Annotated in this window: 19 protein-coding genes and 1 pseudogene; 9 read left to right on the top strand and 11 right to left on the bottom strand. The window is 75.3% G+C overall.

The annotated features are described in order from the left end of the window. Positions 1 to 8: 8 nt before the first annotated feature. Positions 9 to 800, top strand: coding sequence for an MBL fold metallo-hydrolase (locus ACFYOS_RS18335; RefSeq protein WP_387142514.1), 792 nt, complete (start codon positions 9 to 11; stop codon positions 798 to 800). A gap of 3 nt (positions 801 to 803) precedes the next feature. Here the strand turns inward: ACFYOS_RS18335 and ACFYOS_RS18330 are convergent, their stop codons facing one another. The 7 genes from ACFYOS_RS18330 to ACFYOS_RS18300 all read right to left on the bottom strand — a co-directional run bounded on the left by ACFYOS_RS18330 (position 804) and on the right by ACFYOS_RS18300 (position 5,227). Then, complete coding sequence (locus ACFYOS_RS18330) at positions 804 to 1,337, bottom strand: GNAT family N-acetyltransferase (RefSeq protein ID WP_387142511.1); 534 nt, start codon at positions 1,335 to 1,337, stop codon at positions 804 to 806. A gap of 12 nt (positions 1,338 to 1,349) precedes the next feature. Continuing rightward, positions 1,350 to 2,624, bottom strand: a complete 1,275-nt coding sequence (locus tag ACFYOS_RS18325) for an MFS transporter (RefSeq protein ID WP_387142508.1) — start codon at positions 2,622 to 2,624, stop codon at positions 1,350 to 1,352. Then, complete coding sequence (locus ACFYOS_RS18320) at positions 2,624 to 2,821, bottom strand: hypothetical protein (RefSeq protein ID WP_387142505.1); 198 nt, start codon at positions 2,819 to 2,821, stop codon at positions 2,624 to 2,626. Before ACFYOS_RS18320 ends, ACFYOS_RS18325 begins: the two co-directional genes overlap by 1 nt. Before the next feature lie 58 nt (positions 2,822 to 2,879). Continuing rightward, complete coding sequence (locus ACFYOS_RS18315; RefSeq protein WP_387142502.1) at positions 2,880 to 3,332, bottom strand: HAD family hydrolase; 453 nt, start codon at positions 3,330 to 3,332, stop codon at positions 2,880 to 2,882. A 636-nt stretch (positions 3,333 to 3,968) separates the two neighbouring features. Then, on the bottom strand, positions 3,969 to 4,289 hold the full coding sequence (locus ACFYOS_RS18310; RefSeq protein WP_387142500.1) for a DMT family transporter: 321 nt from the start codon (positions 4,287 to 4,289) through the stop codon (positions 3,969 to 3,971). A gap of 24 nt (positions 4,290 to 4,313) precedes the next feature. Next, the gene (locus ACFYOS_RS18305; protein WP_387142498.1) at positions 4,314 to 4,514 is read right to left on the bottom strand and encodes a DUF397 domain-containing protein; all 201 of its coding nucleotides are present in this window, start codon (positions 4,512 to 4,514) and stop codon (positions 4,314 to 4,316) included. Further along, complete coding sequence (locus tag ACFYOS_RS18300) at positions 4,502 to 5,227, bottom strand: DUF5753 domain-containing protein (RefSeq protein ID WP_387142797.1); 726 nt, start codon at positions 5,225 to 5,227, stop codon at positions 4,502 to 4,504. Before ACFYOS_RS18300 ends, ACFYOS_RS18305 begins: the two co-directional genes overlap by 13 nt. 411 nt (positions 5,228 to 5,638) lie before the next feature. Between ACFYOS_RS18300 and ACFYOS_RS18295 the strand changes: the two are divergent. Further along, a pseudogene (locus tag ACFYOS_RS18295) lies at positions 5,639 to 5,890 on the top strand (flavin reductase); the annotation flags it as partial. Between the two features lie 215 nt (positions 5,891 to 6,105). Beyond that, a complete protein-coding gene (locus ACFYOS_RS18290; protein ID WP_387142495.1) occupies positions 6,106 to 6,831 on the top strand; it encodes a PP2C family protein-serine/threonine phosphatase in 726 nt (241 codons plus the stop codon). A gap of 4 nt (positions 6,832 to 6,835) precedes the next feature. On the opposite strand, the gene hrpB is transcribed toward ACFYOS_RS18290, so the two are convergent. Beyond that, a complete protein-coding gene (hrpB, locus tag ACFYOS_RS18285) occupies positions 6,836 to 9,355 on the bottom strand; it encodes an ATP-dependent helicase HrpB (RefSeq protein ID WP_387142492.1) in 2,520 nt (839 codons plus the stop codon). Positions 9,356 to 9,451: 96 nt separating this feature from the next. Between hrpB and ACFYOS_RS18280 the strand changes: the two genes are divergently transcribed. The 4 genes from ACFYOS_RS18280 to ACFYOS_RS18265 all read left to right on the top strand — a co-directional run bounded on the left by ACFYOS_RS18280 (position 9,452) and on the right by ACFYOS_RS18265 (position 13,277). Beyond that, positions 9,452 to 10,183 carry a class I SAM-dependent methyltransferase gene (locus ACFYOS_RS18280; protein WP_387142489.1) on the top strand — a complete coding sequence of 244 codons (732 nt, stop codon included), beginning with the start codon at positions 9,452 to 9,454 and terminating at the stop codon, positions 10,181 to 10,183. Positions 10,184 to 10,491: 308 nt separating this feature from the next. After that, positions 10,492 to 11,118, top strand: a complete 627-nt coding sequence (locus ACFYOS_RS18275; RefSeq protein ID WP_387142486.1) for a GPP34 family phosphoprotein — start codon at positions 10,492 to 10,494, stop codon at positions 11,116 to 11,118. A gap of 48 nt (positions 11,119 to 11,166) precedes the next feature. Next, complete coding sequence (locus ACFYOS_RS18270; protein ID WP_387142483.1) at positions 11,167 to 12,690, top strand: APC family permease; 1,524 nt, start codon at positions 11,167 to 11,169, stop codon at positions 12,688 to 12,690. Further along, positions 12,687 to 13,277: a GNAT family N-acetyltransferase gene (locus tag ACFYOS_RS18265; RefSeq protein ID WP_387142480.1), complete on the top strand. Its 591-nt coding sequence runs from the start codon at positions 12,687 to 12,689 to the stop codon at positions 13,275 to 13,277. Before ACFYOS_RS18270 ends, ACFYOS_RS18265 begins: the two co-directional genes overlap by 4 nt. Before the next feature lie 149 nt (positions 13,278 to 13,426). On the opposite strand, the gene ACFYOS_RS18260 is transcribed toward ACFYOS_RS18265, so the two are convergent. Beyond that, the gene (locus ACFYOS_RS18260) at positions 13,427 to 14,251 is read right to left on the bottom strand and encodes an RNA polymerase sigma factor SigF (RefSeq protein WP_387142477.1); all 825 of its coding nucleotides are present in this window, start codon (positions 14,249 to 14,251) and stop codon (positions 13,427 to 13,429) included. A gap of 341 nt (positions 14,252 to 14,592) precedes the next feature. Here ACFYOS_RS18260 and ACFYOS_RS18255 point away from each other — a divergent pair, with 341 nt between their 5' ends. Further along, positions 14,593 to 15,342, top strand: a complete 750-nt coding sequence (locus tag ACFYOS_RS18255; protein WP_387142474.1) for a hypothetical protein — start codon at positions 14,593 to 14,595, stop codon at positions 15,340 to 15,342. Here the strand turns inward: ACFYOS_RS18255 and ACFYOS_RS18250 are convergent. Continuing rightward, complete coding sequence (locus ACFYOS_RS18250; RefSeq protein WP_387142795.1) at positions 15,291 to 16,880, bottom strand: phospholipase D family protein; 1,590 nt, start codon at positions 16,878 to 16,880, stop codon at positions 15,291 to 15,293. The genes ACFYOS_RS18255 and ACFYOS_RS18250 overlap by 52 nt on opposite strands. Before the next feature lie 138 nt (positions 16,881 to 17,018). Here ACFYOS_RS18250 and ACFYOS_RS18245 point away from each other — a divergent pair, with 138 nt between their 5' ends. Then, the gene (locus ACFYOS_RS18245) at positions 17,019 to 17,147 is read left to right on the top strand and encodes a hypothetical protein (RefSeq protein ID WP_387142471.1); all 129 of its coding nucleotides are present in this window, start codon (positions 17,019 to 17,021) and stop codon (positions 17,145 to 17,147) included. Positions 17,148 to 17,200: 53 nt separating this feature from the next. On the opposite strand, the gene ACFYOS_RS18240 is transcribed toward ACFYOS_RS18245, so the two are convergent. Then, on the bottom strand, positions 17,201 to 17,854 hold a 654-nt coding region (locus ACFYOS_RS18240), incomplete at its 5' end, for a pirin family protein (RefSeq protein ID WP_387142467.1).

The following is a 17,854-nucleotide window of genomic DNA, read 5'->3' as shown; positions in this document are numbered from 1 at the left end:
GGCCCGGCATGGCCGACGTCCGGATCACCCACCTCGGTGGGCCCACCGTCCTGGTCGAGGTCGCCGGGTGGCGGCTGCTCACCGACCCGACCTTCGACCCGCCCGGCCGGCGCTACCGGTTCGGCTGGGGCACCGCCTCGCGCAAGCTCACCGGTCCGGCCGTACCCGCCGCCGAGCTGGGCCGGATCGACGTGGTGCTGCTCAGCCACGACCAACACGGCGACAACCTGGACTACGCCGGCCGGGCGCTGCTGCCCAGCGCCGGGGCGGTGCTCACCACGGTCGCCGGCGCCCGCCGGCTGGGCGGCCGGGCTCGCGGGCTGGCGCCCTGGTCGGACCTGCGGCTGACCGCGGCCGGCCGGCCCGACCTACTCGTCACCGCGACACCCGGCCGGCACGGTCCGCCGCTCAGCCGGCCGCTGGTCGGCGCGGTCACCGGGTTCGCCCTGCGCTGGCCCGGGCAACGGCACGGCGCGCTCTGGATCTCCGGCGACACGGTGCTGTACGGGGGCGTGCGGGCGGTGGCCCGCCGGCTGCGCGTCGGCACGGCCGTGCTGCACCTGGGCGGCGTGCGGTTCCCGGTCACCGGGCCGGTCCGGTACAGCCTGACCGCCCGGCAGGCCGCCCGGCTGTGCGGCCTGGTGCGGCCGCACACCGTGCTCCCCGTGCACTACGAGGGCTGGCGGCATTTCCGCCAGGGCCGCGACGCGGTCGAGCGCGCCTTCCGGCGGGCACCGGAGCCGGTCCGGCGTGCGGTCCGCTGGCTGCCGTTGGGCACGCCGGTCGACGTCGAGGTGTGACCCTCAGGACAGCCGGCGTTCCAGCACCTGACCGGGCCACGGCTGCCGGCCCGGACGCTCCACTGTGAACGGCTCGGTGGCGGTGAAGCCGCAGCCCTCGTAGAAGCCGACCAGCGCCCGGTCGTCGCCGCCGTAGCAGTCCACCCGCAGCAGCCCCAGGCCACGGTCACGGGCCAACTCCTCCGCGTACGCCAGCAGCCGCGCCCCGATCCCGTGGCCCCCGTACGCCCGGTCGGTGACCAGCAGGTTGACGTACAGCTCCGGCTCTACGGCCGGCGGCACGTAGTCGGTAGCGTCGCCCACCACCAGGGCGCCCACGACGGCGTCGCCGAGCATGGCCAGGTACAGGCCGCCACCGGTGGCCCACGCGTCGGCCTGGGCGATCCGGCGCGGATCGGACGACGCCGGCTCGGTGCCCCACTGGCCGGTCCGGCCGCGCGCCGCCAGCCAGGCGGTGGCCACGTCGAGCAGCCGTAGCACGGTGGCGGCGTCGTCCGACCCACCCGGGCGGATGGTGAGGGTCTGCTGGTCGGTCATGCCGCCATGCTGCTACACGGTGGCAGCGGGTCGATCCTCGGCCTCCGTCCGCCGGTCGGCCCCCCGGTTCGCCAGCGCCCACCTGGTCAGCGCCGGGGCGGCCAGGCCGACGCCCGCGAAGAGCGCGCCGAGCGCCAGCCAGCCCGCCGCCCCGCCATGGAGTACCAGCAGGGTGAGCAGCGCCGGGCCGACCGCCCGGGCCAAGCCGGCGAGCAGCCCGTCCGCCCCCTGGTATACGCCGAGCGCCTCCGGCGGGGCCAGGTCGTAGGCGAGGCCCGCGCCGGCGGATCCGTGCCACAGGTCGCCGATCGTCCAGACCGCCGTGGCGACCAGCAGCAGCGCCACCGCCGCGACGGTGGGCAGGCCGGCGGTGGCCGCGTAGAGCGGCGTCGCCGCCGCCAGCACCAGCCCGGCCCGGCGCAGCATCCGGGCCGCCGGGGCGGCCCTGTCCGCGCCCCGGCTCAGCCGCACGGCGAGCAGCACGGTGAGCACCGTGTTGGTCAGCAGCACCGCCGACACCACCGGTGGCGGCGCGCCGGCCCGGGTCACCGTCCACAGCGGCACCACGAGCGTGAGCGTCGTCAGGTGCAGGGCCAGCACCGCCGACGCGCCGCTGACCGCGAGGAACCGCCCGTCGCGCAGCGCGCCGCCGCGCCGGAACGCCCCACCCAGCCGCCGGCCGGCCGCGCGACCACCGCCGGCCGCCGGCGGGTAGGCCGGCAGCCGCAGCAGCAGCGCCGCCGACAGTAGGTAGGTGGCCGCGTTGCCGACCACCAGCACCTGGTACGCCAGGTGGGTGTCCGCCGCCAGCGCGAACCCGGCCAGCGCCGTACCGACCGCGATGCCCAGGTTGGCGACCGCGCGCAGGGTGGCGAAGGCGGGCACCCGGCCCTGCGGACCGGCGACCACGGCGACCAGCGCGGCGCGGACCGCCAGGTTTCCGGAGGTGAACAGCGCGTCCAGCACCGCCACCGCCAGGAACACCGGGAACGAGTCCACCAGCAGGTACGCCGCCGCCACGGCCGCCTGGCCCACCTGGAGAAGCGCGCGCAGCGTACGCGGATCCCGCCGGTCGGCCAGCCCGCCCAGCGGCACGCTGGCGGTGAGCCCGACCAGCCCGGCGACGGTCAGTCCAGCACCGACCGAGGCGGGGGAGAGCCCGACGTCCCGGGTCAGGTAGAGCGCCGCGCCGGCCAGCCAGAGCCCGGAGCCGACCGTGTTGGCCAGGGTGGCCAGGGCGAGGGTGCGCAGCCGCCCGGGCGGCGGGATCGGCGAGACCCCGTCCATCAGCGCGGCGCCGGCACGCCGCTTGCCCCCGAACCCGGCAGCAGCGGCCCGGTCACCTCGCGGTGCGACTCGTCGGCCACCTGGGCGGCGCGGTAGCGGTCCATGTCGTCGATGCCCTCGGTCACCCGCTCGGCCTGCCGGGCGATGGCGGCGCGCACCGCGTCCAGATCGACGGTGACGTCCCCGTTGACGGTCATGATGCCGACCCTAGGCAGGGCCGGGTGGGACCGGTGGCCCCGAAAGGCGCGACGCCGGTCACATCGGACGCGCCCGTACCTCCCGGGCAAAATGGAGGATCTCCTCGCGCAGTTCCGGGTCGGCGTGCCCGCGCTGGTCGTACTCCAAGCGGTCGAGCAGCGGCAGCAGCCGCTCGACCGCGGCGTGGTCCGGCTCCTGGGCCAGGCTGCCCAGAATCCGGTGCTGAGGCACGCGTACCGCCGCCATTCCCGCCGCCGTCGCGGCCTGCACGCCGAGTGCGGTGTCCTCGAAGACCAGGCAGTCGGTCGGGGCCACGCCGAGCCGCCGGGCGGCGAGCAGGAAGCCCTCCGGGTCGGGCTTGGCCCGCGTGTAGTCTCCGGCGCAGACCAGCGTCTCGAACCGGTCGAGCAGGCCCAGCGCCGTGAGCGAGGCGGTGACCGACTCACGGGTGCTGCCGGAGACGACCGCGAACGGGACCCGCCCGTGGGCGTCCTCGATGTGTGCCAGCACGTCAGGTGGCGGACCAGCAGGCGTGCCTCGGTGCGTCCCGACCCGGCGTCGCGGGCGCTGGAGACCAGCGTGAAGAGCCGGAAGTGCGCGGACGCGCCCGGCCCGAAGTCCTGCGCCCGGAGCACCCGGTGCACGGCGGCCAGGTGCGCCTCGTCGCCGCGCCCGCGGCGCACGGCCGCCTCGACGGCCAGGGCATTCGTCGGGTCGCTCACCACCTCGGTGCCGCGCATCGTGCTGACGATCCGGTGCTGGCTGACCGGCGCGACGGCGGCGCAGGTGCCGAGCGGGGCGACCGGGGACAGCTCCACACCCGCCACGTCGGCCGGCAGCAGCTCCCAGATCCGCGCCTCCAGCTTGGACAGCGCGCGGGGGTCGACGTCCGCCGGGCGGACGAAGCGGTCCTCGCGCCAGCGCCGCACGACGTCCGCCGGACGGACGGTCGCGGCCCGGTCCCGGGCCACCGTCAGCAGCAGCGTCCGCAGGTCCGCCGGCGGCAGGCCGGCCAGCGCGGCACGGGTCCCCGCCGGCAGCGCCGCCCACACCCGACGCTCCGCGCCGGACAGTCCGCCCCCGTCCATGGCCGCCACCCTCGCGTACGCGTTCCGCGCGCGTCCACCGGGTTTCCGCCCGGTCGGCTCAGTGGGCGCCGCCGAGGTTGAGCACGACCACCCCCGCGATCACCAATCCGGCGCCGACCACCTTGGCGACGCTGAGCGGCTCGCCCAGGAAGGCCGCGCCGATCGCCATGATCGCGGCCGTGCCGAGCCCGGACCAGATCGCGTACGCCACGCCGACCGGGATGTCCTTGACGGCCAGGGCGAGCAGCCCGAACGCCGACAGGTACGCCACCGCCAGGCCGAGCGTCGGCCAGAGCCGGGTGAAGCCGTCGGTCGCCTTGAGCAGGCTGGTGCCGATCACCTCGGCGGTGATCGCGCCGAGCAGCAAGAGGTACGCCATCCCGGGACCGTACCGGGGCGCGGGTCAGGAGCGGCCGGGCTCCGGGAGCCCGCCGACGAACGCCTGCCAGGCGGCCGGAGTGAACGTGAGCGTGCCGCCGGCGCGGTGCTTGGAGTCACGGACCAGCACGATGCCGGGGAGGTTGTCGGCGACCTCGACACAGTTGCCGCCGTTGGAGCTGCTGCGGGTGCTGGTGCGCCAGTGGGCGTCGGTCAGGTCAGCCATGGTCGCGCCTTCAGGAGCTGGATCGTCTGGTCGCGCGGCAGCGCCACCGACCTGAGAGTGTCCCAGACCTGCCACAGGGCGGCAACGTCCTTTGTCGTCCGCCCGGCGGCCTGGTCGTCCAGGTAGGCCACGTCCTCGCCGCCTTCCATGCTGGCGATGACGAACGGGCCGGCCTGCCCGGGGTGGAAGCCGGCCCGCAGCGGCAGCACGTGCAGCAGGACCCGGGGCCGCCGCGCCATGATCACCAGGTGGTCGAGCTGTGGCTGCATGGTCTCCGGCTCGCCCCGGCGCAGCGCCGCCTCGTCGATGACGAAGATGGTCAGCGGTGGCCGGGGCCGGTCGAAGACCGCCGCCTGGCGGGCGATCCGGGCCGCCACGTAGCCCTCCACCTCCTCGTCGGCGAGCGGGCCGCTGCTCAGCACCGCGTGGGCGTACGCCTCGGTCTGGAGCAGACCGGGCAGCACGGAGGTCTCGAATGAGCGGAGCGCGGTGGCATCCCGTTCCACCTCGGCCCACGGCCGGAACCAGGCCGGCTCGCGGCGGCGGACCACCTCCGGCCACAGGTCGCCGACCTCCCGGCCGAGCGCCCGGGACACCGCCGCCCGATGCCGCGGGTGCGGGACGCGTCCCGGCGTCACCCAGCGGGCAGCCGTCTTCGGGTCCACCCCGACCCGGTCGGCGAGGGACTCCGCCGTCTCGCCCACCTCGGCCATGGCGATCCGCAGCGCGTCGTTCACATCCGCCTCCACGAAGGACGTTCCGGACGTCCGCAGACCCTACCGCTACGCGGTGTGCCCGTCCCGCGACGCGCGGCAGGCTTCCGGTCGGCGGAACCGCCGTCGTGGCCCGAACCGGCGGCGGGACCGCCGGCCGCCCGGACCACGGCGTCCGGGGCGGCCCTTCCATCGACTGCGAAGGAGGCCCCCGGTGCTGTTCCGGTCCCGGCGTCGCGACCCCGCCCCGCCCCGGTCCTGCGTCCCCCGTCCCAGAGAGTCCTGGGAGAACACCCCCACACAGGTCCTTCCCACCATGGATCCGGGCCGCGCCGGCAACCTGACCCCGGCCCAGCGATGGCGGGCCGGCGGTTGGCGCCGCAGTTCCGGCCCCCGGGGCGGGACGGCGCGGTGAGCCGGCCGGGTCGTCCGCACGTACCCATGCGGCCGCTGTGGCGGTGCCGGGCGTGCGGCGCGGAGTGGCCGTGCCAGCCGGCGCGGCTGGCGCTGCTGGTCGAGTACCGCGAGGACCGGCCCGCGCTGCTCGTCTACCTCGGCACGCTGATGCACGAGGCGGGGGACCAGCTCGCCCAGCTCAACGGGCACGCTCGCCCGGTCGGCCTGGCCGACCGCTTCCTCGGCTGGGCCCGGGCGCGCGGTCAGGACCCCGATGCTGGCGGGTGATGCCGCCGGGGTGCGGCACCAGCACTGGGAGCGTTCCCATTGACAGGATGGATGTGCCCGGCGGCGTTCGCCGCTGGCAATCGACCCAGCCCGATGAGCTGGCGCCATGCCGGTCAGTGACATTCACCGCGCCACGCAGCATCGTCCTGATCTCCTAGAGACAACTACGCCGTTCGCCTGGCAGGCTGCCACCCATGACCCTGAAGCTTCGTTCCGTGGGGGCGAGCGACCGAGGGCTGATCCGCAGCGGGAACCAGGACGCGCTCCACGCCGGCAGCTGGCTCGTCGCCGTCGCCGACGGCATGGGCGGCATGGCGGCCGGTGATCTGGCCAGCCGGGTCGCCATCGACGCGGTGGCCCCGCTGGACGTGGAGACGCCCGAGGACGCGCTGGTCGCCGCCCTCCAGCGCGGCATCGAGCTGGCCACCACGCGGATCCGCCGGGCCGTCGAGGAGGACCCGGAACGCCAGGGCATGGGCACCACACTGACCGCGCTGCTCTTCGCCCGCACCGGTAGCTGCCTGGCCCTGGCGCACGTCGGCGACTCCCGGGCCTACCTGTTCCGGGAGGGCGTGCTGAAGCAGGTCACCCGGGACGACACCTTCGTGCAGATGCTGGTCGACCAGGGCGTGATCACTCCGGAGCAGGCGAGCAGCCACCCCCGCCGGGCCGTGGTGACCCAGGCGTTGCAGGGCGACGAGGTATCCCCGAGCTACGCGACGATGGTGCCCTGGGCCGGCGACCGCTGGCTGCTGTGCAGCGACGGCCTCTCCAACGTGGTCCGCTCGGACACCCTCGCCGAGGTGCTCGGCGGGTACGCCGACCGCGAGGAGTGCGCCCGCAAGCTGATCGACCTGGCGCTGCGGGCCGGCGGCCCGGACAACGTCACGGTGATGATCGCCGACGTGGTCGAGGAGTAGGGACTCAGCGCCGGCGCGGGGCGGCGCGCCGGGTGGGCTCGGCGGTGGTCGGGTCCTCCGGCCACGGGTGCCGGGGGTAGCGACCGCGCAGCTCCGCCCGCACCTGCGGGTAGCCCACCCGCCAGAAGGAGGCCAGGTCGGCGGTGACCGCCACCGGCCGGCCGGCGGGGGAGAGCAGGTGCAGCAGCACCGGCACCCGGCCGTCGGCGATCCGCGGCGCGTCCCGCCAGCCGAAGGTCTCCTGCAGCTTGACCGCCAGCACCGGGGCGCCCGGGTCGGCGTAGTCCACCCGGATCCGGGAGCCGCTGGGCACCGGGAGGCGTTCCGGCGCCAGCTCGTCCAGCCGGGCCGCCTGCCGCCAGTCGAGCAGCCGGCGCAGCGCCGCCGCCACGTCGATCCGGGCCAGGTCGGCCCGGCGTCGGGCGCGGGCCAGCTCCGGACCCAGCCAGGTGGGCGCGGCGGCGAGCAGCGCCGGATCGGCGACGTCCGGCCAGTCGTCGCCGAGCGTCCGCCGGCAGAAGGCCAGCCGCCGGCGCAGCGCCGTCGCCTCCGGCGACCAGGTCAGCAGGCTCAACCCGCCCTGGCGCAGCCCGGTGAGCACGGCGTCGGCGACCAACTCCGGGTCCGGCGCGGCCAGCGGGCGGTCGACCAGCTCGATCGCGCCGAGCCGGACCACCTCCCGGGCCACCACGTCCCCGCCGGACCAGCCGATCTCGCGCGCGGCGCGCAGCAGCGGCCCGCCGGCCTCCCGCGCGGTCCCCTCGTCCACCGGCGCGGCCAGCCGCACCCGGGCCGTCGGCGCGCCGGGGGAGCGGTCGGCCACCGCGACCGCCAGCCACGTCGACCCGACCAGCCCCGACCCGGCCGCCAGCTCCGCGGCGGTCCCGCCGGCCATCAGGTACGCGGACCCGCCGGCCCGCCGCGTCCGGGCCAGCCGTTCCGGGTACGCCAACCCGACCAGCAGCCCCGCCGCCAGGTCGTCGGGAAGGTGGTCGCCGCTCACCCGCCCTTCGGTGGGCAGGGCGGCACGCAGCCGGCGCACCTCGGCGCGCCAGCGGGCGGTGGCGGCCGGGTCGGTGCCGGCGCGCAGCCGACGCCACAGCGCGGTGAGGTCGTCCCCGGCACCGCCGAGTGTGTCCTCGGCGAGCAGGGCGACCACCTCGGCGGCCCGGTCGGCGCCGACCCGCTCCGCCCCGTCCAGCAGCGCCCGGGCCAGCCGGGGGTGCGCGCCGGCGGCCGTGATGGCCCGTCCCCGGGCGGTGATCCGCCCGTCGGCGTCCACCGCGCCGAGCGTGGCCAGCGTCTCCCGGGCGACGGTGAGGGCCGCCGGCGGCGGGGGATCGGGCAGCGCCAGGCCGCTGCCGTCGGGGTCGCCCCACGCGGCCAGCTCCAGCGCGAACCCGGTCAGGTCGGCGGTGGCGATCTCCGGCTCCGGCTGCGGGGCGAGCCGGGCGTGCGTCGCCTCCGACCAGCACCGGTAGACCGCCCCGGGGGCCTCCCGCCCGGCCCGGCCGGCCCGCTGGGTGGCCGCTGCCCGGGACACCGGCACGGTCACCAGCGCGCCCAGGCCGCGGGCCAGGTCGGTGCGGGCCACCCGGCTCAACCCGGCGTCGACCACGACGCGGACCCCGGGCACGGTGAGGCTGCTCTCCGCCACGGCGGTGGCCAGCACCACCCGCCGCCCGTCGACCGTTCCGGGTCGCAGCGCGGCGTCCTGAGCCGCCCCGGGCAGCCGGCCGTGCAGCGGCAGCACGGCGACCGCGTCGCGCAGGTCGGCCAGGCGGGCGGTGACCGCGGCGATCTCGCCCGCCCCGGGCAGGAAGACCAGCACGTCCCCGTCGCGCTCCCGCAGTGCCCGCCGGACCGTGGCCGCCACGTGGTCGAGCAGCGCCGGGTCGACCCGGCCCGCTCCCGGCGCGGCAACCGGCCGGGGCGGCGGCGTCCAGATCCGGGTCACCGGGTGCAGCGCCGCTTCCGCGCGGACCACGGGTGCGGGCGCGCCCGCGCCGCCGAGCAGGGCGGCGAACCGGTCCGCCTGCGGGGTGGCCGACATCGCCAGCAGCCACAGGTCGGGCCGGAGCGCGCCCCGGGCCTCCACGGTGAAGGCCAGCGCCAGGTCGGCGGCGAGTTGCCGCTCGTGGACCTCGTCCAGCAGCACCGCGCCCACCCCGGGCAACTCCGGGTCGTGGTGCAGCCGCCGCACCAGCAGGCCGGTGGTGACCACCTCGACGCGGGTGTCCGGCCCGACCCGGCGCTCGCCGCGCACGGCGTAGCCGACCCGGCCGCCGACGCGCTCGCCGAGCAGGGCGGCCATCCGGTGGGCGGCGGCCCGGGCGGCGACCCGGCGGGGCTGGGCGATCACCACCCGCCCCGGAACCTCGTCGGCCACCGCGAACGGGGCCAGGGTGGTCTTGCCGGTGCCGGGCGGCGCCACCAGGACGCCCGTGCCGGCCATGCGCAGCGCCCCGACGAGCGCCGGCAGCACCGGCCGGACCGGCAGGTCGAGCGGGACGTCGGAGAGCACGTCCCCACTCTCGCACCCGCGTCCCCGGGTGGCCGCCGGCCCCCTGTTCCGCCTCTCACATTGACCGCCACCGTTCGGCGGCGTTGGGTGACGGGCATGGCGATGATGGCGTACGACGCGGTCTCCGCCGCCGCCTTCGCGGCGACCCGGCACCTGCCCGTCGAGGGGCTGGCGAGCTGGCGGGCGGCGGTGGCCCGGCACCTGCCGGTCGGGCCGGGCGTGCGGGTGCTCGACCTCGGGGCCGGCACCGGCGCCTGGGCGACGGCCTTCCGGTCTTGGTACGACGTGGACGTGGTGGCGGTCGAGCCGTCGGCGGCGATGCGGGCCCACTCGGCGTACCCGGGGATGGTGGCCGGGCGGGCGGAGGCCCTGCCGCTCGCGGCGGCCGACCTCGACGGCGCCTGGCTCTCCACGGTGGTTCACCACCTGCCCGACCTGCCGGCGGTCGCCGCCGAGCTGCGCCGCGTGCTGCGCCCCGGCGCGCCGGTGCTGGTCCGGTCGGTCTTCGCCGGCCGCGGGGGCGGCGTCACGCTGTTCCGGTGGTTCCCGGAGGCGCTGCGGGTGCTGGACTGTTACCCGTCGGTCGCCGAGGTCTGCGCCGCGTTCGAGCCGGCCGGCTTCGCCCCGGTCGCCCTGACGCCGGTGCCGCAGGTCAGCGCCCGCTCACTGAAGGCGGCGGTGGACGGGCTGCGCCGGGCGGCGCACACCCCGCTGGCGCTGCTCGACGACGCCGACTACGACCGGGGGTTGCGCCGGCTGCGCGCCGCCGCGGAGCGGACGCCGGACGCCCCGGTGGTCGACGCGATGGATCTGCTGGTGCTGCGCTGAAACGGAACAGCCCGGTGGGCGAACCACCGACCGGGTCCGAGTGGACGCGACGATGGCCGGGCCCGCGTCGAGCCGGCGGGCGGCGACATCGAGGGTCATCCCTGCATGTTCGCGAAGTCGGCGGAGTCCCCGGGCGATGCGGCGGCGGCGAACGGTGAGGCTGGCCGTCACCCTCCGAGTGTGGCGCCGGAAGATCCGCAGGTCGCGCCGGTACGGAGTGCAACCGTCGAATCCGGGAGTTGCATTGCCGGAGCCTGAGGTGCATTCTCGTCGCGGCATCGATCACTTTGGACGGCCGGGAGGCTCGTTTGCTCATCGCTGACGAGTTCTTCCTCATTGCCCACAACGACAGTCGCGGCAAGGCCAAGCTGCATCCGGCGGCCACCGCGCTCGGACTCGCCGCCGGTCTCCTCGGCGAGTTACTCCTTTTCGGACGGATCACCATCGCGTCCGGAATGCTCACCGTGCTCGACCGCCGGCCACCGGCCGACGCGCTCGCGCACACCGTACTCGACCAGCTGATCGGCGAGCCCCAGCACCGGGCCGTCCGCATCTGGCTCAGCTTTCTGGCCCAGACCGGGGTGACCTCGGTCGGCGAGCGGCTGGCCCGCGCCGGGGTGCTGCGTCGCCAGGAGAACCGTCGGCTGTTGCGAACCAGCCTCAGCTACGTCCCGGTCGACGTGAACACGACGGCCTGGCCGGCGGCCCGGCTGTCGACCCTGCTGGAGCGCCCGGAGCCCATCGTCGTGCCGGACTCCCTGCTGCTCGGTCTGATCGCCGCTACGGGGCTGACCCGCGAGGTGCTCTGGAACGCCGGACCGCAGGCCCACCACCAGCTGAGCGTCCTCATCCCGGCGCTGCCCGCGCCGCTGAAGGAACTCGTCGCGCACACCGAGGCCGCCGTCGGCGCCGCGGTGCTGCGCGGCATCCCCTGACCTCCGGGTCACCGCCCCCATTCCTCCCCTCCAACCGGAGCTGCCCTCATGCCCCCTGCAGCCACAGCCGAACGTCCGAGCAACGTCTCCGAGGCCCTGGCCCGCGGCCGGCTCGGCGTACCGTCGGTCGTCTTCTTCGTCCTCTCCGCCGCCGCCCCGCTGACCGTGGTGGCCGGCGTGGTCACCACGGGGTACGCCGTCACCGGGGTGACCGGCATCCCGCTGGCGTTCCTGGCGGTCGCGGCGGTGCTCGGCCTCTTCTCGGTCGGCTACGTGGCGATGGCTCGCCGACTGACCAACGCCGGCGCGTTCTACGCGTACATCGCCCGTGGGCTCGGCCGGCCGGCCGGGGTCGGCGCGGCGTGGGTCGCGCTGATCGCGTACAACGCGCTGCAGGTCGGGCTCTACGGCGCGATCGGCGCCGCCGCCGAGCCCGTGCTGCAGCAGCTCTTCGGCGGCTCGCCCGCCTGGTGGGTGGTGGCTCTGGTCGCCTGGGCGCTGGTCGCGGTGCTGGGTGTGCTCCGGGTGGACGTGAACGGCCTGGTGCTGGCCGTGCTGCTGCTGGCCGAGATCACGGTGATCCTCGTTTTCGACCTGGCGCAGGTCACCCACCCGGCCGGCGGCGCGGTCAGCTTCGCCACGCTGTCGCCGGACAACCTCCTGGTGCCGGGGGTCGGCGCGATCCTGGTGCTGGCCACGACCGGCTTCACCGGCTTCGAGTCCGCGGTGGTGTTCAGCGAGGAGAGCAAGGACCCGAAGCGGACCGTCCCGATGGCCACCTACCTGTCGGTGGCGATCATCGCCGGTCTGTACGCCTTCTCGGCTTGGACGATGACCGTCGCCACCGGGCGGGACCAGATCGTGGCGGCGTCCCGTGAACAGAGCACCGGGCTCATCTTCAACCTCGCCGGCGCCCACCTCGGCGACACCGCGGTGACCATCGGCCAGGCGCTCTTCCTCACCTCGCTGCTGGCGGCGATGATCTCGTTCCACAACACCACCGCCCGGTACGCCTTCGCGCTCGGTCGCGAGCGGGTGCTGCCCGCGCTGTTCGGGCAGACCTCGCCGCTCACCGGGGCGCCGCGGGTCGCCTCACTGGCGCAGAGCGCCCTCGGCCTGGTCGTGATCGTCCTCTACGCGGTCGCGGGCTGGGACCCGCTGGTGCAGCTCTTCTTCTGGGGCGGCACCGGCGGCGGGTTCGGGGTGCTGCTGCTGCTCGCCGCCACCGCGGTGGCGGTGATCGCCTTCTTCGCCCGGACCCGTATCGAGGAGACGCTGTGGCGGCGCGCGATCGCCCCCGCCCTCGCCGCGATCGCGCTGGTCGCCATCATCGTGGTCGCCGTGGACAACTTCGCCATTCTGCTCGGGGTCGACCCGGACTCGCCGCTGCGCTGGGTGATCCCGGCGGTCTACCCGGTTGCCGCGCTGCTCGGGCTGCTCTGGGGGCTGGTGCTGCGCGGCACCCGGCCGAACGTGTACGCCCGGATCGGGCTGGGCGCGGAGAGCGCCATCGTCGACGTGCCGCCCGCCTCCGACGAGGTGGCGCCGGCCGCGGCGGAGTCGTTGCGATGATGGACGTGCCGGTCGAGCGGCTGGGCCTGGCGGAGGCCCGGTTGGTCGCCGAGCGGATCGCCCGGGCGTTCCGGCTCCTGGCCGTCACCCGGTGGCTCGTGCCGGACGAGGCGAAGCGGGAGGCGGTGCTCGCCGACAACTTCGAGATCCTGGTCGACCACGCGATGCGGCACGGCGTCGTGCACGGCACCGCGGACCGGGCCGCGGTCGCGGTCTGGTTCCCGCAGACCGGCGAGCCGGCTCCGCCGCCGGCCGACTACGACGCCCGGCTGGCCGCCGCCTGCGGCGAGTGGACCCCGCGGTTCCAGCACCTCGACGAGTTGTTCGAGGCGCACCATCCGCACGCCGATCACCACCACCTGGCGTTCCTGGCGGTCGCCCCGGAACGGCAGGGACGGGGGCTGGGCAACCTCCTGCTGCGGCACCACCATGCCGTGCTCGACGCCGAGGGCGTACCCGCGTACCTGGAGGCGAGCAGTGAGCGCAGCCGCGACCTGTACGCCCGGCACGGCTACCGGATCGCCGAGCCGTTTCGCCTTCCCGACGGCGCTCCGTTCTACCCGATGTGGCGAGACCCGGTCGGCTGAGCGGTACGCGGGCGGCGACCCCCGGGGCTGTCCACTGGGACCGGGGGCGGCCGCCCTGAACGGGAACGGCCCGGCCGGCGAACCGCCGGCCGGGCCGCGGGGACACGACGGTGGCCGGGTCCGCCGACCCGGCCACCGCTCCCACCCCCCTAGTACGTTCCGTCGAGCTGCCCCCGCAGCTTCGTCAGCGCCCGGGCCAGCAGCCGGGACACGTGCATCTGCGACACGCCGATCTGCTCGGCGATCTGCGACTGGGTCAGGTTGCCGTAGAAGCGCAGCGTGAGGATCTTCTGCTCGCGCTCGTCCAGCGTGGCGAGGGCCGGGTTCAGCGCCACCCGCAGTTCGGCCAGCTCGAACTCGCCGTCCTCGCCGCCGAGCATGTCGCCCAGTTCGGTCGCCCGGTCGCCGTCGCCGGTCGGGGTGGACAGCGACACCGCGTTGTACGCGCGGGCGCCCTCCAGGCCCTCCAGGACGTCTTCCTCGGTGAGGTTGAGGTGGGCGGCGATGTCGGCGACCGTCGGCGAGCGGCCGAGGGTCTGCAGCAGCGAACTGTTGGCGTCGGAGATGGCCAGCCGCAGCTCCTGGAGGCGGCGGGGCACCCGGATGTCCCAGGTGCGGTCGCGGAAGTGCCGCTTGAGTTCGCCGATGATGGTCGGGATGGCGTAGCCGGCGAAGTCGACGCCCCGGGAGGGGTCGAACTTGTCGATCGCCTTGATCAGGCCGACCGCGGCGGTCTGGGCCAGGTCGTCGGTCGGCTCGCCGCGACCGCTGTAGCGGTGGGCGAGGTGGTTGGCGAGCGGCAGCCAGGCCTCGATCGCCCGGTCCCGCAGCGCGGAGCGCGACGGGTGGTTGGCGGGCAGCGTGGCCATCGCGTGGAGCAGATCGCTGGCGCTGTCGGTGAGCGCACGCGGGTCGAGCTTCGCGGAGGTGGACTGCGATGTGGTCGCCCGCTCGTCGATGGTCTTCGCGGTCATGGGTGGTCCTCCCTGCACCTCGTCCGCGGAAAAATGTGTGACGCTTCGGTTTGGCTTCCGGTAGTCCGTTCGGAAGCCACCTTAACCCGATCGGCTCTGAGAAATCTAGCCGAAAGGACGATGCGCTTAAGCGAAGGTCGGGCAGTAAGTCCCCGAATCCGGCATAAAGCCTCTCGCGTTCCATGGCCCGGACGGACCCGCCCGGCCATCCGCTCGGTGACCCGGACCGACCGACCGGCCAATGCGAAACCCGACAACCGGCTCAGAGTGTCCACTTTCCGTCGTTGTCCCACCCACGGGACCGCCCGTAGCGTCCGGGTGTACACGTCTACGGAGGCATCGTGCTCGATCCCGCCGCTCCGCAACTCGTCGTCAACGCCCGGACCCTGCTGTTCAGCTGGCTCCCGGCGGACCCCGACGCGGTCGCGGCGCTCGTCCCGGCCGGCCTGCGCGCGCTCCCCGACCGGCAGGTCTTCCTCTGCCAGTACGTGGTCGACGACGAGACCCAGACCTCCGGATTCGGCGCCTACTCGTGCACCTTCGTCGGTGTCTCACTGGAGGACATGGATCCGCCCGACGGCGACAGCCCCGGCGGTTGGTGGACCGACTACTTCGCGTGCAGCCTCCGGGTCCGGCAGTACACCGCCGCGCGCGGCGCCCCGGCGGTGGCCGGGCAGACCGTCCTGGACCTCCGGGGTGGGCGGCTCACCACCGAGACCCGGGTGGACGGGCGGCCCGTCATCCGGGTCGTGGCCCAGGTCGGGCACACCGGCATCGAGGCACACAGCGGCCACCACCGGTACGTGACGGCGCGGGACGGCGAGCTCACCATCGTCGACTATCCGTACGTGGCCGAGCCGGTGTCGCCGTTCGAGATCGAGTCGGTGGAGTTCCTCGTCCCGGAGCACCCGGTGTACGCGCTACGCCCGGCCAACCCGCTGCAGGTCTGCCGGGGCTTCTACTCGCCCCGGGTGTCCTTCGCGTACCCGGCCCGGCCGAACCCGCTCGACCAGCCGATCGACACCCCGCCCGCGCTGGCTCACCAGGTGCCGGCGCGGCGGGCCCGCAGCGGCCTGCCGTCCGGGTCGTAGACCAGCCGGTACGCGGGTAGCGCCCGGAGCCGGGTGCGCCACGGTAGCCGTTCCGGCCGGTGCGGCCGCAGCCGCCCCGGCGGCCGGGGACCGGTCCGCCCCGCCGAGTGCCAGCGCTCCAGCGCCTCGGCCGCGTCGGTGATCGCGGCGACCGCGTCCGCGGGGTCGAGCAGGTCCAGGTCATCCCCGCCGCCCGGGTCGCGGTCCAGGTGCTCCCGCCACAGGCGCAGCCGCAGGTCCCGGGCGAAGACCCGGGCGCCGTCGCCCAGCCCGGCCGGGTCGGTCGGGACGCGCTCGTCGCGGGTCTCGTCCAGCACCGCGCAGGACAGCTCGCTGTCGTGCGTCCAGGAGCGGCGGTTGAAGTTGTCGCTGCCCACGCTGGCCCAGACGTCGTCGACCACGCAGACCTTCGCGTGCACGTAGACCGGGGTGCCCTCGTGGTTCTCCAGGTCGAAGATGTGCACCCGGTCCGGGGCGGCCCGGTGGCAGAGCGAGATGGCCTGTTCCCGGCCCACCATGTTCGGCGGCAGCGCCAGCCGGCCGTCCACGTCCGGGTGGCGGGGCACCACCGCGACGAGATGCAGCTCGGGATGCTCGCGCAGGGCCCGGGCGAAGAGGTCCGCCACCTCCGTCGACCAGAGGTACTGGTCTTCCAGGTAGATCAGCCGGCGGGCCCGGCGGACCGCCTTGGTGTAGCCGCGGGCCACCGTCCGCTCCCCGTCGGGGGCGAACGGGTAGCGGGGGCGCACCGCCGGGTAGGTGCGCAGCACCTGGATCTGGTGCGGGCCGCAGGGCGGGGGATCTGCGGGCTGGTCGGGCAGCGGGTCCGGGCTCAGGTCGGCGCCGCGCAGCCGGTCCCGCAGGTACGCCAGCGGGTTCTCCGCGTCCAGCGGCATCGGGTCGGTCCACCGCTCCCGGAAGGTGGTGTCCAGCGCGCCGACCACCGGGCCGCGCACCGCGAGCTGGACGTCGTGCCACGGCGGGTGCGGTCCGTACTTCGGGGACATGGCCACCGACTGGGGGTCGCCCCGGTGCTCGGCGTCGTCCCGCCGGCTGTGGCACAGGTCGATCCCGCCGGCGAACGCGAGGTCCCGCGCGGGGTCGTCCGGGTGGCGCAGCACCACCAGCTTCTGGTGGTGCGAGCCGCCCCGGCGGACCCGCTGGTCCAGCAGCACCTCCCCGCCGGCCGCGCAGAGCGCCTCGCTGAGGTCACGGTTCTCCGCCTCGCTGTAGGAGAGCGCGTCGAGGTGGGAACGCCAGATCAGGCCCTTGACGATCACCCCACGCTGGGCGGCCTGGGCGAAGAGCTGCACCACGGTCGGGCCGTCGGGGCGCATCCGCTGATCCGGGTCGCCCCGCCAGTCGGTGAAGAACAGGTGGTCGCCGGCCTTCAGCGCCGCCACCTCGCGCACCAGCCGGTCGAAGTACGCGGCACCGTGAATCAACGGCTCGGCAAGGTTTCCCGTCGCCCAAACGGGTAATTCAGACCCCGGGTTGGCACGTTCCTGTGCGGTGAGGAACCAGTCCCGCATCGCCACGTTCCAGCCTCCCGAGGTCGACACCGTCCTCACGGTAGGACCCCCGAGACTGCCCCGCACGCCGACCGCCCCTGGTCGGCCGGCTCTCCCGAGGGCACCGCCGCACCCCTGGATCGCGAGTAGCGAGGAGGCCACACCATGCCCGCCGAGACGACGAACACCGTGACCGAGTACCGCGACCAGGCGGTCGAGGGGGAGCGCGGTGTGCTGGTGGCGGTCTTGGTGATGGTGATCCTCGGCGTGGCCGGCATCTTCGCCATCTCCTGACCCGCCGACGGGCGCCCCGGGAGACCCGGGACGCCCGTCCGGTACGCCGTCGGTCAGGGGCGGGTGCCCTCGCCGCCGGTGTGCGGCAGCCGCGCGGCCGGGATCACGCCGAGCCGACCGGCCTGGTAGTCCTCGAACGCCTGGATCAGCTCGTCCCGGGTGTTCATCACGAACGGGCCGTAGTGCGCCACCGGCTCCCGGATCGGCTGCCCACCCATGATGTACAGCTCCAGGGCCGGGGTGTTCGAGTCCTGCTTCGCGTCCGCGGTGACCCGCAGCGCGTCGCCCGCGCCGTGCACGGCGAGCTGACCGAGGTGGATCGGCCGGCGGTCGGTGCCGACGGTGCCTCGGCCGGCCAGCACGTAGACCAGCGCGTTGAAGTCCGGCCGCCAGGGCAGGCTCAGCTCCGCGCCCGGCTGCAGCGTCACGTGGGCGATGGTGATCGGGGTGTGGGTCGAGCCCGGGCCCTGATGCCCGGCGACCTCACCGGCGATCACCCGGATCAGCGCGCCGCCGTCCGGCGTGGTCAGCAGCGTCGACTCCCGGCCGCGGATGTCCTGGTAGCGCGGCGGGTTCATCTTCGCCACCTTGGGCAGGTTGACCCAGAGCTGGAGGCCGTGGAACAGGCCGCCGCTCATCACCAGCTGCTCCGGCGGCGCCTCGATGTGCAGGATGCCACGGCCGGCCGTCATCCACTGGGTGTCGCC

The organism is Micromonospora sp. NPDC005806 (assembly GCF_042871425.1).
GTDB lineage: Bacteria > Actinomycetota > Actinomycetes > Mycobacteriales > Micromonosporaceae > Micromonospora.
This window is presented reverse-complemented; position numbering and strand designations above follow the sequence as displayed.